The following is a 13784-nucleotide window of genomic DNA, read 5'->3' on the forward strand; positions in this document are numbered from 1 at the left end:
TTATCAATTCAATTTCCCGGTTAATACCAAGTCGGTAATCATTAAACCATCTTTATCTGGAGAAGTAAAACGCTTTAAATTGATGACTTCAAAGTTATTCTCAAAGAAAGCTTTAGACAAGTAGTCTTCCTGATGGTAATTTATCCAAACCTGATCGCCGGTGCTTGATATTTGATATTTAGATTTGCAATCATCGTTCCCTTCCATAGTGCTTAAGTAAAGCACACCACCTGGTTTTAACAATCGTGATGCGTTAGCAATTAAATCAATAGCTTCCTTACGTGTTAAATAGGGCAAGCAAAAGCCACATGTGATCCCATCAAATTTCTGTTCAATAGTGTCAATATCACGGCAGTCCATTTGCTGAAATGTAGCGTTAGGATTATTATTCTGGGCAAGATCGAGCATATTTAGAGAGAGGTCAATTCCTAAAATTTGGTAATCAGGCCTCCTATCCAACAAGTATTTGGTGATGTTCCCAGGGCCGCAGGCGATATCCAAAATACTGACATCATCAGTCGCTATATTATCGCAAAAGAGGTTGAATGTTTCGGCAAACATACTGACATCCATAAACTTATCCTGGTATATTTTTGCAGACTTATCGAATGCCTCGGCCGGTTTTAATATTTTCATACTATTATTGATAACTATATACTCTTAAAGCTAAGACAAAAAAATAATTATCTCCGCATTTATACTCGTATGTGACAGATAGCCCATCTTCAAATACTTACTTTTGTAGCATGACGCAAAAAAGATATCTGTTCTTAATTTTAATACTTGGTTCGTTAACTGCTCTTGGCCCCTTTTCTATTGATATGTATTTGCCGGGTTTTAAGGCTATAGCCAAAGATCTTGGTACCAGTGAGGCAAAAGTTGCGTGGTCGTTATCTAGTTATTTCATCGGTATTTCGGCAGGACAGTTGCTTTACGGCCCATTATTAGATCGTTTCGGCAGAAAGAAGCCTTTGTTTATTGGTTTGCTGGTTTATATTTTGGCATCTGCCGGATGTACCTTGGCTAAAGATATTGATTCATTTATTATATTAAGATTTGTACAAGCAATTGGAAGCTGTGCGGCTACTGTGGCTTCGGTAGCTATGGTCCGAGATTTGTTTCCGGTTAGCGAAAATGCTAAGGTTTTTGCATTGCTAATGCTGGTTCTCAGTGTTTCGCCAATGATAGCACCTACCGTAGGTGGTTACGTTACAGTGGCTTTTGGCTGGCATACTGTTTTCTTGATTTTACTTGGCTTGGGCTTGTTTAATCTTATAGCCAGCTGGCTTTGGTTGCCCGAAAGTTATAAGGCTGACACTACGATGTCATTAAAACCTAAACCAATAATAACCAACTTTTTAAAGGTGTTACGTGAACCTCAGTTTTACACTTATGCGTTTACTGGCGGAATGGCATTTGCAGGTTTGTTTGTATATATTACGAGTTCCCCTATTTTATTTATGTCGTTATTTAAGGTAAAGGAGGAGATTTACGGGTGGATTTTCGCCTTTCTTTCGGCAGGATTTATTGGTGCTAGTCAGGTTAATACGCTTATGCTGAAGCGATATAAAAGTGAGCAATTGATTTTTGCTGCTATAATAGGACAGGTAGTTACTGTTTTGATGTTTTTAATTGGTAGTATTAATGGCTGGTTCGGTCTTGCCGAAACTGTTGGATTCTTGTTTTTATTCTTGTGTTGCTTAGGGGTTGCCAATCCAAATGCAGCTGCGCTGTCGCTTGCGCCTTTTTCTAAGAATGCAGGTAGTGCTTCCGCCTTGATGGGTGCTCTTCAAATGGGCTTAGGAGCGCTTGCTTCGGCATGTGTTGGCTTTTTTGAGCAGACTTCGGCTGTGCCAATGGTAGCAATTATGACCGGAACTTCGGTTATTGCGCTCACTATTTTAACTGTTGGAAGAAGAAATATTATTTCCAATCCTGCTCCTCTAGTGTAAAAATCTCTTCTACAGTTTTTTTTACTCCTCACGTAGGGGTATAAGTTAATCATGTTGTCTTACTCTAAAACAAGACAACAATGAACATTAAATCTTTTATCACAACTTCAGTATTATTAGCTGCAGGATTAACTACCAGTATCAGTGCAAATGCACAAAATCAGATGCCAGGAAAAATGCATATTGGTATTGTGTATCCATTAAGTACCAATGGAACTCATGCTCCCTTAGATACTAACAACCTTTCTTTTAATTTGATTGGAGGCGTATCTGCTGCCGAACGTGGTTTCGCATTCGCAGGTCTTTCAAATGTTGTGCTTCATGATAGCAAAGGGTTTCTGTTTGCAGGCTTCTCTAACCATGTAATTAAAAATGCAGACGGCGGATTATTTGCAGGCTTTGCGAATACTTATGGTGGTGGCGATGGCTTTGCTTTCGCTGGATTCAGCAATATCTCTTCGGGAAATGTGAAAGGTGCACAGTTTGCAGGCTTTGCAAATGTTGCAAAAGATATGAATGGCGCTCAGTTCGCTGGGTTTACTAATATTGCTAAAAATGTAACAGCATCGCAGTTTGCAGGCTTTGCCAATATTGCCAAGGATGTGAAAGGCTCTCAGCTTGCCGGTTTTATCAATACCGCAAAGGATGTAAAGGGTTCTCAAATTGCAGGGTTTATAAATGTTGCAAAAAAAGTTAAAGGAGCTCAGATAGCTGGTTTTATGAATATTGCAGAGAGCAGCGATTTTCCTATAGGTATTGTAAACATCATTAAAAACGGGGAGAAAAGTATAGGCATAAGTACTAACGAAAACCTGACTACAATGTTGACTTTCAGATCTGGAGGTAGGGTGCTTTATGGAATTTTAGGGGTTGGTTATAACTTTAAAAACGATAAAGAAGTATATGCAATTGAGGCTGGTTTTGGAGCGCATTTCTTTCAATCAAAAAGCTTTAGGTTAAACACAGAGTTAACAGCAACTACTTTGGAGAGCTTTAAAGATGGAGAATATTTTAACACTTCATTACGTGTATTACCTGCATTAAAGATTGCCAAATTTCTGGAAATCTATGCTGGTCCTTCTCTTAACTACGTAAACACCAATACTGCTGAAGGCAAAGCACTAAACAAACATTATATATCGAAATGGCAAAACAAGTGGGGTAACGACTTCCAAGGGCTATACGTTGGATACACTGGAGGTATTCAGGTAATCTTTTAACTACTTGCAACCTTTAATTAAAATTAACAATCATCATTTATAACACATTAAAAAACAACCTACTATGAAAAACTTAGTATTATACGTTTACATCAGTCTGCTATTTATTTCTTGTTCAAAGGACAGGCTAACAGCTAGTGGCGACAAAATCACAGAGGAACGCAAACCAGGTAGCTTTACAGGAATAAACGGAAGTGGCTCCAACCCTATCCATGTAGTATATGGTGCCGATTTTAAGGTTATTTTAAAAGGATCTGACAATTTGATTCCTCGTTTTAAAACCAAGGTTATGAGCAATGTTTTGTATCTGGAATATGAACAAGCCAGCGTTAGGCACGATGACATTGAGGTATTTATTACGATGCCATTGATAGACCGTGTTTCGTTAAGTGGCAGCGGCGAAGTTGAGATTAAAGGTCAGTTTCCTGATGTGGATGTTTTTAAAACCTCTATTAGCGGATCTGGGGAGGTTGAGGTTGACGAGCCGCTTAATGCAAGGCAGACCAAAGTTGATATTTCAGGCTCTGGCAATGCTGATCTGGAAAAGCTAAACACCAAAACTGCTGACATAGATGTTTCAGGCAGTGGTGATGTTAAGATAAAAGTGCAGGACTTACTTAAGGCTAAAATAAGCGGTAGTGGTAAAGTTTACTACTGGGGTAGTCCTCAGGTTAATTCTGACATCAGCGGATCAGGAAAAGTAATTAAACTTTAAAAGCATTTATTGCGACATCTAATTAACTAATACTTAAAATACCCACTTATAGGTATGTTCTGGCACAGTTAGTTAATATAGTTTAGCAACGGATAAATACACGACTCTTAAACATAACTATTATGGCTTTGATTCAATCATATTGGCAAAATTTCATCTCTCTTTTCGGAGCAGCAAGGATTCCGATTAATGACATCCATCAGTTAGAGAAAAGTGCCCCGGATCTATTGGTATATGCCTTGCCTTTGGTATTCTTTTGCACTGCATTGGAATGTGGATTTTCGCACTTTGCAGAGCATAAAAGCTATGAAAAGAAAGAAACTGTTGGGTCGGTTTTTATTGGCCTTGGAAATTTGGCGGTTAATCTTTTAATGAAAGCAGTATTGCTTTATGGCGCTGTTTGGATATATAATATTTTGCCATGGCGAATGAGCCTAAACTGGTGGACTTTGATTCCGTGCTTTATCATTTATGATTGCTGTAGCTATTGGTCGCACAGAATCTCTCATTTCAACAGGTTCTTTTGGGCTACACATGTGGTACATCACTCCGCTGAACATTACAATTTAACAGTTGCATTTAGACAAAGTTGGGTGCAACATTTTAAAACTGTATTTTTTATTCCGGTGGCTTTAATGGGTTTCAATCCTGTTATATTCTTTGTAGCGAGTCAGTTGAGTACATTATATCAATTTTGGGTTCACACTGAGGCTATTGGAAAGTTATACCCTTTTATTGAAAAGTATTTTGGTACTCCATCTAATCACAGGGTACACCATGGTAGTCAGGAGAAGTATTTGGACAAGAACTTTGGTGCTATGTTTATGATTTGGGATCATTTATTTGGAACTTTTCAATACGAAGAGGAACAACCGATTTATGGTCTGACTACGCCTGTTGAGAATAAAACTAACCCCTTTATTTTGAACTTCCATGAGTATAGAGATATGATTAAGGATGTGAAACAAAGTGATGGAATAAGGGAAATGTTGTTCTTCATTTTTGCTAGTCCGGGTAAGATTTACAAGCACAAGCTTACACATAGTGAAAAGAAAAAAGCTAGCGTTAATGGCACTAAAAGCAAGGTATTAAACACGTTAAAATTTGCAGGTATATTATTGATGATCATTTTGTTGCTTAGTGAGTCTTTAAATGTTTTTAGTCAGCCTTTAAAAAAGGGGTATGAGCAAGAAACATCGGGACTACCTACTCCTAAAGGAGAAAATCTGCTGTTTTTTCTTCAGAGAAATCCTGATGCTAATACAGTGATCTATGAGCTTAACTTTAAAAGTGATGGTGTGCTAGATCGTGAAAATCCAGTTAAAGGGTCGTGGATCAGGTATACGGAGCAAATCAAATACAAGGAATTAACTGGTATTGAGCGCAGGTTTGCTTATGGCGTTAAATGTAAAGCTTTGCCGAATGATGAGTATGAAATAAGATTGGTTGCTTATAAAAAGATGCCGCTGTATCTTAAAAGGTCAGAAATTGATAATAAATACAAGATTTACATAAAGGATGAGGGTAAGGACCTATTGTTGAAAAGGGTTTTTGTTAGAGTTAATGGTGGTTCTTTTTGGTTTCCAAAAGTAGAATACATTGATTTGATAACTGTGAATAGTGCTTCGGGAATGGAGTTTTTAAAGCGGATTGAGATTTAGGCCGGGCGCTTACGAAAAACTAATATATTTGACTAAGAAACAAACCAACCTATTGAAAAAACGAATTAGTGGAATTGAATCATACCCCTATTAAAACTAGCTCGCCGCCCTATTATGATGATAAAGTATTTGAACAAATGTTCAAAGCACATTATAAAGAGCTTCACTCCTATGCCAATATAATGCTTAGGGACGAAGACACTGCGGAGGAAATTGTACAATCTATGTTTCTTAAATTCTGGGAAAAGAGAGCGTTGTTAAATGTGCAAACTTCAATAAAAGCATACTTGTACAAATGTGTTTATAATGATAGTTTAAATTACATAAAACACCAAAAGGTTAAAACAAAATACCAGGATTTTGCAGCTTATACCATGAATAATCATCATGAAGCAGCATCATCAAAAGTAGAGCTTACTGAACTTCAATTTAAGCTTCAGGAAGCATTAAATGAATTGCCTGAACATTGCAGAACTATTTTTCAGATGAGCAGGTTTGAGGAATTGAAATATAGAGAAATAGCTGAGCAACTAGATCTTTCTATTAAAACAGTAGAAAATCAGATGGGTAAGGCTTTAAAGATATTGCGTTTGAAACTGGCCGATTTCATTGCGTTCATTTTGCCAGGCATAATCATGTATTACAAGGATTTTTTTAATTAAGAGGAACAGATGACCGAGGAAATATTGATAAAGTTTCTTTTAAAAGAAACAAGTGAAGAAGAAAGTATTGCTGTACAAAAATGGCTGGATGAGGCTACCTCTAACCGGGCGCAGTATACTCAACTTGAAAAAATCTGGACTGCAAGTAAAAGCTTAAGTAGTACAAGTAATATTGATGAGGAACAGGCCTGGACTAAATTTAAAGCTAGAGCTTCTAGCACAGAAACTTTTAGCTCACATGAAGCTATTGTGCGTCCAATAAAACAGTCTTTCGGATGGTTAAAAATTGCCGCTGTTTTGGTTTTAGTTGCCGGAGCATGGATGATGTATAATGTATTTGGCCCTGCAAACTATACCGATCTGACGGCGAGCAATAAGGTGATCACAGAACATCTTCCTGATGGATCTGAAGTAACTTTGAATAAAAATTCGCAGATCAGCTATGCTACTGATTTTAAAGAAGACCGCAGTGTTAAGCTTAAAAAGGGTGATGTGTTTTTTAATGTCGCTCATGATAAATCGAGGCCATTTGTAATTGAGGTAAATAAGATTTCGGTAACTGTTGTTGGTACCTCCTTTAATGTGAAGCACTTAAAAGGTGAAACTGAAGTAATTGTAGAAACAGGTATTGTAAAAGTGAGCACAGGTAAAGAGGTAGTGGAATTGCGTAAAGGAGAAAAGGTTTTGATTAAAGAGGCATCACCAAAATTGATTAAGGAACAAAATACCGATCAGTTGTATAACTACTACCGCAGCGGAGAGTTTGTGTTTTCGAAAACTCCACTTTGGAAGGTTGCAGAGATTTTAAACCAAGCCTATGACGCACAGATAGTAATACAGGATGCGAGTATTGCTAATGAAACGCTTAATACTACGCTTAAAGAAGCAACTCCTCTGGATAGTAATCTGAAGTTAATTACTCAGACTATGCAGAACTTGAAAATAGATCGTAACGATGGGCAGATTGTATTGTCTAAAATTAAATAATGAGATTAAAAATAGTCATAACCCTATTATTTGTAACCGGATATTGTAATGCACAGTCTTCTGTGACCAATTACATGCGCAATTTGGATAAAAGGGTTAATCTGGATATTAAGCAGCAGCCAATTTCTGAGGTGCTCAATAAAATGAGTAAAGCCGGGGATTTCTATTTCTCTTACAGCGGCTCTCTGTTTAAACAGGATAGCATAGTAAACATTAAGGCAAAAGATATGCAGGTTAGGGATGTTCTTGATCGTATATTTAATGGCAAAGTAGACTATAAAGAGACCGGTCAGTACATTATTCTTCGCTATGCGGCGAATCACCTCACTATAGAGCCAGAGAACATTACAAGTGCTGAAAAGCTATATATCATCAGTGGTTATGTCGTTGATACAGAAACAGGCAAAAAAGTAAAGCAGGCTAGTGTTTACGAAAAGCGCTTGCTTCAATCGGTACTTACGGATAACGATGGTTATTTCAGGCTTCGATTTAAGGGTGAGCATACTGAAGTGACTTTAACTGCTAGCAAGGATAGTTATAGGGATACTTCGCTGGTTTTTTTGGCCGATATTACAGTTAAGCCCGAGGGTTATGTTGATGAAGATTCGGAACAGGGGGGTGAGTTTTTAAATTCTATTGAGAGTTCTGGTATTAGCAGGTTCTTTATTTCTTCGAAACAGCGTATGCAGAGTTTAAATATTCCTGATTTCTTTGCTAATACTCCTTTTCAGGCTTCTCTTACTCCCGGTTTAAGTACACATGGAATAATGAGTTCGCAGGTGATTAATAAGTTTTCTTTGAATATTTTAGGTGGTTATACCGCAGGAACTGATGGTGTTGAGGTTGCCGGAATGTTTAACATCACTAAAGGAAATGTTAAAAAATTGCAGATAGCGGGGGTGTTTAATGGTGTTGGTGGTTCGGTAGACGGTGTACAGGTTGCAGGTGTGCTAAACGATGTGCGCACAAATTCTAAGGGTGTACAGGTTGCTGGATTGCTTAACCATGTAAAGGAAAAGACTGAAGGCCTGCAAGTTGGCGGTGTTGCCAATGTGGTGTCCAAAGATATGAAGGGGATTCAGATTGCAGGCTTTGGTAATTTAACGTCTAAAAACCTTAATGGTATGCAGATAGCCGGTTTTGGCAACATGACTTCGCAAAAAATGAAAGGGACTCAGATTGCTGGTTTCTTTAATTACGCCAAGGAAATGGATGGTTTACAGATTGGTATCGTAAATATTTCTGGTCGTTCTGATGGCTATAGCTTAGGTTTAATAAACTATGTACATCATGGTTATCATAAGCTTAGTTTCTCCACCAATGAAACCATAAACGCCAATGCATCTTTTAAAATGGGTAATGCGAATTTGTATAATATCATATTGGCTGGAAAAAACTTTGCCGACTCTGCCAATGTTGAGACTGCTGGTTTAGGGTTTGGCCATGATTTTGTATTTAGCAACAGGTTCTCTGTAGCTGCCGAGATAACTTCTCAGTATTTATACCTCGGCAATTGGGATTATTCGAATTTCTTACATAGGTTTCAAACTAATCTACAGATTCAGCTGATTAAAGGTGTATCGATATTTGGTGGTCCGGTTTATTCAATTTATTCTACAGATGCTCCTGAAGGTTCGAGCGGCAAGGGTTACAAACAGAATGTAGCTCCTACAAAGCATGATTACATTAGCAAAAGAGCCAAGGGTTGGATTGGTTGGAATGTTGGTATCACAATTATGTAGTGGTTAGTGCTTCTACTACTTCTGCTACTCCGGATGTTGCTGCCTTTTCTATTTTTACGATGTTTTTATAGCGGCCTACCTCGGGTATTCTAGGGTCTATTATGTATTTTATTGTTGTTTTTGGCACAAAATCTATTAGTCCTGCAGCTGGATAAACTGCCAACGAGGTTCCTATCAGCATAAAAACATCTGCTTTTGAGCAGATTGAAGCTGCTATTTCTATCATTGGTACAGCTTCGCCAAACCAGACTACATGTGGCCGTAGTTGTGAACCAAGTTCACAGTACTCTCCTTCCTTGATTTCCCATCCGTTTATTGGGTAGGTTAGTTGGGGATTTATGTCTGACTGTGATCGGGTAATTACGCCATGTAGGTGGGTAACGTTTGATGAGCCAGCACGTTCATGTAAGTCATCTATGTTTTGGGTAATGATGTGAACATTGAAATAAGCTTCAAGATTGGCAAGGGCTTTATGGGCTGCATTTGGTTGCGCTTCTAATACTTGCTTCCTTCTTTGGTTGTAAAAGTCTTGCACTAGTGCAGGATTACGCTGCCAGGCTTCAGGGGTGGCAACGTCGTAAACATTGAATCCTTCCCACAATCCGTCAGTGTCTCTGAAAGTTTTTAAGCCGCTTTCAGCACTGATACCAGCTCCGGTTAATACTACAAGTTTTTTTTTCATAAATGTAAAAAGGCTGTTCTTTTGGAACAGCCTTCAATATAATAAAAACTTTACTTACAACTATACTGTTGTATTTGCTGATAAACTTAAACGTGGATACTTAGCTCTTAGTAATTCAAATGCACCGAACATAATAGTACCGTAAGCTAGTGTTCCGTAAAGGAATAGTCTTTCATAAGGTATCGCAGCGCCTAAGCATTTGATATATCCTGCTAAGGTCGGCTCATACAATCCTGGGAAGTACATTACACCAATATCGGCAACTATCCAGTGTACAAGAACAGCTAAAAGAGCTGCAGTTAGGAAACTTAATACAGTTACCTTTCTAATCAACAGCTTGGCAACAAGAACCATCATCACAAACGCGATATAAGTCCAATACCAACCGGCATAAAAGAAACCGTAACCTGATGTTTTGGCAATAAAAATATCACTTAACAATAAAAGCACTAAGGGGAATCCAAAAGCTTTGTAATTGTTATTAAAATATGCTCCTCCAAATAAGGCTATCGCCCCTACTGCAGAGAAATTTGCGATGTCTTTGAAATTATCAGATAGTGGTGCAGCAACGCGAATGAGGCTGATCACAACAATAATTAACAGAAGAATGGCAGTACGTGGATTGAATTTAAATTCAGACATATTTTTAAAGATTATAACTCAAAAAGTTTATAACACAAAGTTATATTATTTCTATGGTATTAAAAAGCAAGGTTTCTATTATAAAAACGCACCTGTTTTAATGAAATACAAACATTGCTGGAAAATAATATCCTGAATAAGAAATCTTATTAACCAGGTTACCTGATACAGCGCCGTAAAAATAGATATTGTTTACACCGTAATTCTCTCCATAACCATCCTGAACGGTTGTAACTACAATCTGATTTGTTTTAGCATCATAACCAAGGTTCTTTTTGTAGAATGATTGCTTATCAGGAGTTGTTATAAAAGGTTGTTGAAGTGTTGCCGGATTTCCTTCGGTATATTTATACAGCATTTTACCGCCACCAAATGAAGGTGATTTTAAAAGAAAAACAGTGTTTTCTTTTGTAGAAGCAATGATTGGCGAAGAGAACCAAGTAAACCATGTGCTTGCTGGTGTAAATGGCAATTCAACACTGTCGGTAGCTAATGTTACAGGGTCTGAGTTGTATAGGAATTTCCCTTTGGTATACCACACTTTATTATTTGGAGTTTGTGCAAAACCTAATGTAACTCCCTTTATTTTTTTGGCCACGATTAGGTCTGCTAAATTATAAATTACTGCACCTTCGGACTGAGAAAGGGTATAAACATATTTGCCAGCTTTAAGCATATCGCCAGTTTGGCCGCTTGTTCCAGCAACTTGAGTAGTAGCATCGTAAGTTTTAAGGTTAACTTTAAAGATTCCTTTGCTGCTACTTAAAAGTCCGTTATTTTCGTCGAGACCGACAAAAGCACGCCAGTCACTTTTCGGTGATGCAGGGATACGTCCTACTTCCTTAAGCGTCTTAGCATCAGCCACTACAACCGGGCCACCTATTTTGCTTACTACATATAAATTTTTATTGAATATGGTTGCAAACTGAACAGTTGAACTTTTAGGTTCAAAATCTTTACCAGGGTTTTCTTTTTGGAAAACGCTATCTTTTAGTGTGCGTGAGGCATTATCGAAAAAGGTTATTGAACCTGTACCGTGGCCATACCAGCCTTCGTTAATTATAAAGAAACCATCTTCGAATTTACCTGGTTCTAATTGCTGAATTTCTTTGTTGTTGTCTTTTTTACAAGAAAATAGGGTTCCTGCTAATACTACAAGTAAAAGCGATTTTTTAAGAAAAATGTTGTTCATTTAGTTGTTATGATTTGTTGAAAGCGGCTTATTATAAAATTGATCTGATTGTTTAATTGTTAACTGGGGGGCTTATTTGGCAAGATTTAAGTCGGCAACGCCTAACACTTCTGTTGATAGTTCGCCTAACCAGCCAAGATCGGCTTGAATACCTGTTTGAATTTTGATGAAATCGATACCGGTAAGATGTACTGTTTTTCCGTCCTTATCGATAGCGTTGGCAATATCGATGTTGTCGCCGCCTACTTTATTATCGGCATATCCAAAAGCAAAAGGTGCACTTGTAATAAAGGTTGGTGTTTCTGCTTTAATACCAGATGAAGGTAGTAATGTTCCTTTAAGTGTATATTCGGTACCCTCTACCCATGATGGAAAGGCTTGCAAAGTAGCTCCTGCAATGGTAACAACTCCAGTTTTACCTTTATTGTCTTTCCATGATACGCTACCTCCCGTTGTTGGTTTTGTATAGGTTACTTCATAATCACGAATATATCCTTCTTTATCAAACTCACTTCCTTTTAGCTCGTACCAGGTATCATCGGGTTTACCGTTTCCATTCTCGTCTTGCATTACCCATACTACTCCAGGCTCTGCCCAGTTTGATTGTGCATTGCCATAAATAATAATGTCGTCTTTCTGGTTTTCATTGATTACTGTGTGGTCAAAACCGAGTACTATATATCCGCCCCATGCGCCTAGAGATACTATGCCTTGTTTACCTTCGATACTTTTTGCTCCTTCGAGTGTTCCAATAGTTTTATTGGTGTATTGACCAGGAGCTGGTAAGTATTCAAAAACTTTAGTTACATATTGATTGCTTCCAGGATTTGATGGTACTGTTGGCACGCCGACATTTACTACATATTTATAGGTAAAAGCACCACTGTTGTTTGTAGCTGTGTACTCTATGTTATAAATACCTGCTTTTACAGGGGTGAAATTATAAAATGAGGAGGTGCTTTTAACCTCCCCATCTAGTTTCCATTCCTCATCGTAAGCCTTGTTGTTTACATTAATCGTGGTAAACGCGATTTGTTCATTAACCTTGCTGTTAATTGGGTTATTTTTAATTACCATATCAACCACAGGAGCTTGCTCCGCATCCTCGTCTTTTGTACAAGCAGATAAGATACTGATACTTAGTAAAGCGAAAAGCAGGTAATGTTTAATGTTCATAACAGGCAGATTTAATGAGTACAATATCGTTATTTATAGTTGTAATTGAATACCGCACTTTGAGGTGAACCGCCTGTTGCAAATTCAAATTTCTTTTTACCATCAGCGCCAAAACAGAAAAGCTTACCCGCAGCAGCATATCCTAAAGCGTCGCCAACGTAAACATCATTGCCTAACGGATTTATAGTAATACCATATGAGGTCATTACAGCTGTTCCATCTTTAATAAAATCAGTCTCTACTCGTCCATTGGTTACATTTAAAGTTTTTAAATAGTTTATAGGGTATGCTCCTTCAACAACTACATAGCCACTATTCCCTACAATTGTAATTCCAGCGAGATTAGTATCGAAACCGTCAACTTTTTTATCTGTTACACTACTCAATTTAACAAGTTGAGCTGGAATATCGGCGTAATTTCCTTTTACTATTGTAAGCAAATCGCCATTTGGGGTTGCGGCAATCTTTATAGGATTAAAACCAACATTGATGTCTTGTTTCTTTGTAAATGTAGTTAGATCGACCACAGAAACTGATGTATTATTGGGACTTGGATAATAAAATTGATCAGAGTTTGTTACATACAACTTGCCGTTTACAATTGCCAAACCTTCTAATGCACCACCAACCTGAATTCTTGACTCTATAGTTAGACTAGCAGTATCAATTTTGCTGATATAACCATCATAACCAGATACATACGCTTTGTTCTTATAGAAAGCTACAAAGCGAGGCATAAAGTCGTTTTTATCATCAAAGAAAGGAATTCTTTTTAGAGATTTTCCTGTCGCAATGTTAATGACCTCAACATAGGAATCCTGCTTGGTGTCCCTTGCCCCAGTTACAGTGCAATACATTTTACTACCGTATTGTTTTAAATCAGCGGCATCGGTTCCTAAAGAAATTCCATTTTTCAGTTTGAAATAATCTTGTGTTGCTTTACCTTCAGCAAGGTCGTAATAAGTAAGGGTACTGTTATTTGCTAAGCCAAATGAGCCTTCGCACAATACATATACACCGGCCGTAGAAACTGGTCGCTCATTTAATACTGGCAATTTATCTTTTTTACAAGATGCTAATCCTAAAACACTGCCAATGATTGCAAGCAATGCTGGTTTTCTATAGTTTAGTACTGGTTTATTCATGATTATTC

13 protein-coding genes are annotated in these 13784 nt (G+C 37.6%); 7 read left to right on the forward strand and 6 right to left on the reverse strand.

What is annotated here, in order from left to right:
* Positions 1–3: 3 nt before the first annotated feature.
* Positions 4–636: a class I SAM-dependent methyltransferase gene (locus tag J1905_RS21400; protein WP_214229260.1), complete on the reverse strand. Its 633-nt coding sequence runs from the start codon at positions 634–636 to the stop codon at positions 4–6.
* Between the two features lie 110 nt (positions 637–746).
* On the opposite strand from J1905_RS21400, the gene J1905_RS21405 reads away from it, so the two are divergent.
* From J1905_RS21405 to J1905_RS21435, 7 genes are all read left to right on the forward strand, one after another.
* Entirely contained in the window at positions 747–1952 is a 1206-nt protein-coding gene (locus J1905_RS21405; protein WP_214229261.1) for a multidrug effflux MFS transporter, read from the forward strand.
* A gap of 80 nt (positions 1953–2032) precedes the next feature.
* Complete coding sequence (locus tag J1905_RS21410) at positions 2033–3172, forward strand: hypothetical protein (protein WP_214229262.1); 1140 nt, start codon at positions 2033–2035, stop codon at positions 3170–3172.
* 64 nt (positions 3173–3236) lie between these two features.
* Positions 3237–3887 (forward strand): GIN domain-containing protein, encoded by a 651-nt coding sequence (locus J1905_RS21415; protein WP_214229263.1) that lies wholly within the window; start codon positions 3237–3239, stop codon positions 3885–3887.
* Positions 3888–4009: 122 nt separating this feature from the next.
* Positions 4010–5548 carry a DUF4833 domain-containing protein gene (locus J1905_RS21420; protein WP_214229264.1) on the forward strand — a complete coding sequence of 513 codons (1539 nt, stop codon included), beginning with the start codon at positions 4010–4012 and terminating at the stop codon, positions 5546–5548.
* 68 nt (positions 5549–5616) lie between these two features.
* Entirely contained in the window at positions 5617–6210 is a 594-nt protein-coding gene (locus J1905_RS21425) for an RNA polymerase sigma-70 factor (protein WP_350027996.1), read from the forward strand.
* Positions 6211–6219: 9 nt separating this feature from the next.
* Positions 6220–7197 (forward strand): FecR family protein, encoded by a 978-nt coding sequence (locus J1905_RS21430; RefSeq protein ID WP_214229265.1) that lies wholly within the window; start codon positions 6220–6222, stop codon positions 7195–7197.
* Positions 7197–8939 (forward strand): peptidase associated/transthyretin-like domain-containing protein, encoded by a 1743-nt coding sequence (locus J1905_RS21435; protein WP_214229266.1) that lies wholly within the window; start codon positions 7197–7199, stop codon positions 8937–8939. The genes J1905_RS21430 and J1905_RS21435 overlap by 1 nt, the downstream gene beginning before the upstream one ends.
* On the opposite strand, the gene J1905_RS21440 is transcribed toward J1905_RS21435, so the two are convergent.
* The 5 genes from J1905_RS21440 to J1905_RS21460 all read right to left on the reverse strand — a co-directional run bounded on the left by J1905_RS21440 (position 8932) and on the right by J1905_RS21460 (position 13776).
* Entirely contained in the window at positions 8932–9621 is a 690-nt protein-coding gene (locus J1905_RS21440) for an SIR2 family NAD-dependent protein deacylase (protein WP_214229267.1), read from the reverse strand. The genes J1905_RS21435 and J1905_RS21440 overlap by 8 nt on opposite strands.
* A gap of 60 nt (positions 9622–9681) precedes the next feature.
* Positions 9682–10263 carry a DUF6580 family putative transport protein gene (locus J1905_RS21445; protein ID WP_214229268.1) on the reverse strand — a complete coding sequence of 194 codons (582 nt, stop codon included), beginning with the start codon at positions 10261–10263 and terminating at the stop codon, positions 9682–9684.
* 97 nt (positions 10264–10360) lie between these two features.
* Complete coding sequence (locus tag J1905_RS21450; protein WP_214229269.1) at positions 10361–11455, reverse strand: DUF5074 domain-containing protein; 1095 nt, start codon at positions 11453–11455, stop codon at positions 10361–10363.
* 72 nt (positions 11456–11527) lie between these two features.
* A complete protein-coding gene (locus tag J1905_RS21455) occupies positions 11528–12631 on the reverse strand; it encodes a fimbrillin family protein (RefSeq protein WP_214229270.1) in 1104 nt (367 codons plus the stop codon).
* A gap of 29 nt (positions 12632–12660) precedes the next feature.
* On the reverse strand, positions 12661–13776 hold the full coding sequence (locus tag J1905_RS21460) for a YncE family protein (protein ID WP_214229271.1): 1116 nt from the start codon (positions 13774–13776) through the stop codon (positions 12661–12663).
* Positions 13777–13784: the final 8 nt, after the last annotated feature.

The organism is Pedobacter sp. B4-66, assembly GCF_018492665.1.
In the GTDB taxonomy this organism is placed as follows: domain Bacteria; phylum Bacteroidota; class Bacteroidia; order Sphingobacteriales; family Sphingobacteriaceae; genus Pedobacter.

What these genes read in the sequence shown, in the direction of transcription:
- J1905_RS21415 (WP_214229263.1), top strand. Translation starts at nt 3,237, where the DNA reads ATGAAAAACTTAGTATTATACGTTTACATCAGTCTGCTATTTATTTCT.
- J1905_RS21405 (WP_214229261.1), top strand. Translation starts at nt 747, where the DNA reads ATGACGCAAAAAAGATATCTGTTCTTAATTTTAATACTTGGTTCGTTA.
- J1905_RS21430 (WP_214229265.1), top strand. Translation starts at nt 6,220, where the DNA reads ATGACCGAGGAAATATTGATAAAGTTTCTTTTAAAAGAAACAAGTGAA.
- J1905_RS21420 (WP_214229264.1), top strand. Translation starts at nt 4,010, where the DNA reads ATGGCTTTGATTCAATCATATTGGCAAAATTTCATCTCTCTTTTCGGA.
- J1905_RS21460 (WP_214229271.1), bottom strand. Translation starts at nt 13,776, where the DNA reads ATGAATAAACCAGTACTAAACTATAGAAAACCAGCATTGCTTGCAATC.
- J1905_RS21455 (WP_214229270.1), bottom strand. Translation starts at nt 12,631, where the DNA reads ATGAACATTAAACATTACCTGCTTTTCGCTTTACTAAGTATCAGTATC.
- J1905_RS21445 (WP_214229268.1), bottom strand. Translation starts at nt 10,263, where the DNA reads ATGTCTGAATTTAAATTCAATCCACGTACTGCCATTCTTCTGTTAATT.
- J1905_RS21450 (WP_214229269.1), bottom strand. Translation starts at nt 11,455, where the DNA reads ATGAACAACATTTTTCTTAAAAAATCGCTTTTACTTGTAGTATTAGCA.
- J1905_RS21440 (WP_214229267.1), bottom strand. Translation starts at nt 9,621, where the DNA reads ATGAAAAAAAAACTTGTAGTATTAACCGGAGCTGGTATCAGTGCTGAA.
- J1905_RS21435 (WP_214229266.1), top strand. Translation starts at nt 7,197, where the DNA reads ATGAGATTAAAAATAGTCATAACCCTATTATTTGTAACCGGATATTGT.
- J1905_RS21400 (WP_214229260.1), bottom strand. Translation starts at nt 636, where the DNA reads ATGAAAATATTAAAACCGGCCGAGGCATTCGATAAGTCTGCAAAAATA.
- J1905_RS21410 (WP_214229262.1), top strand. Translation starts at nt 2,033, where the DNA reads ATGAACATTAAATCTTTTATCACAACTTCAGTATTATTAGCTGCAGGA.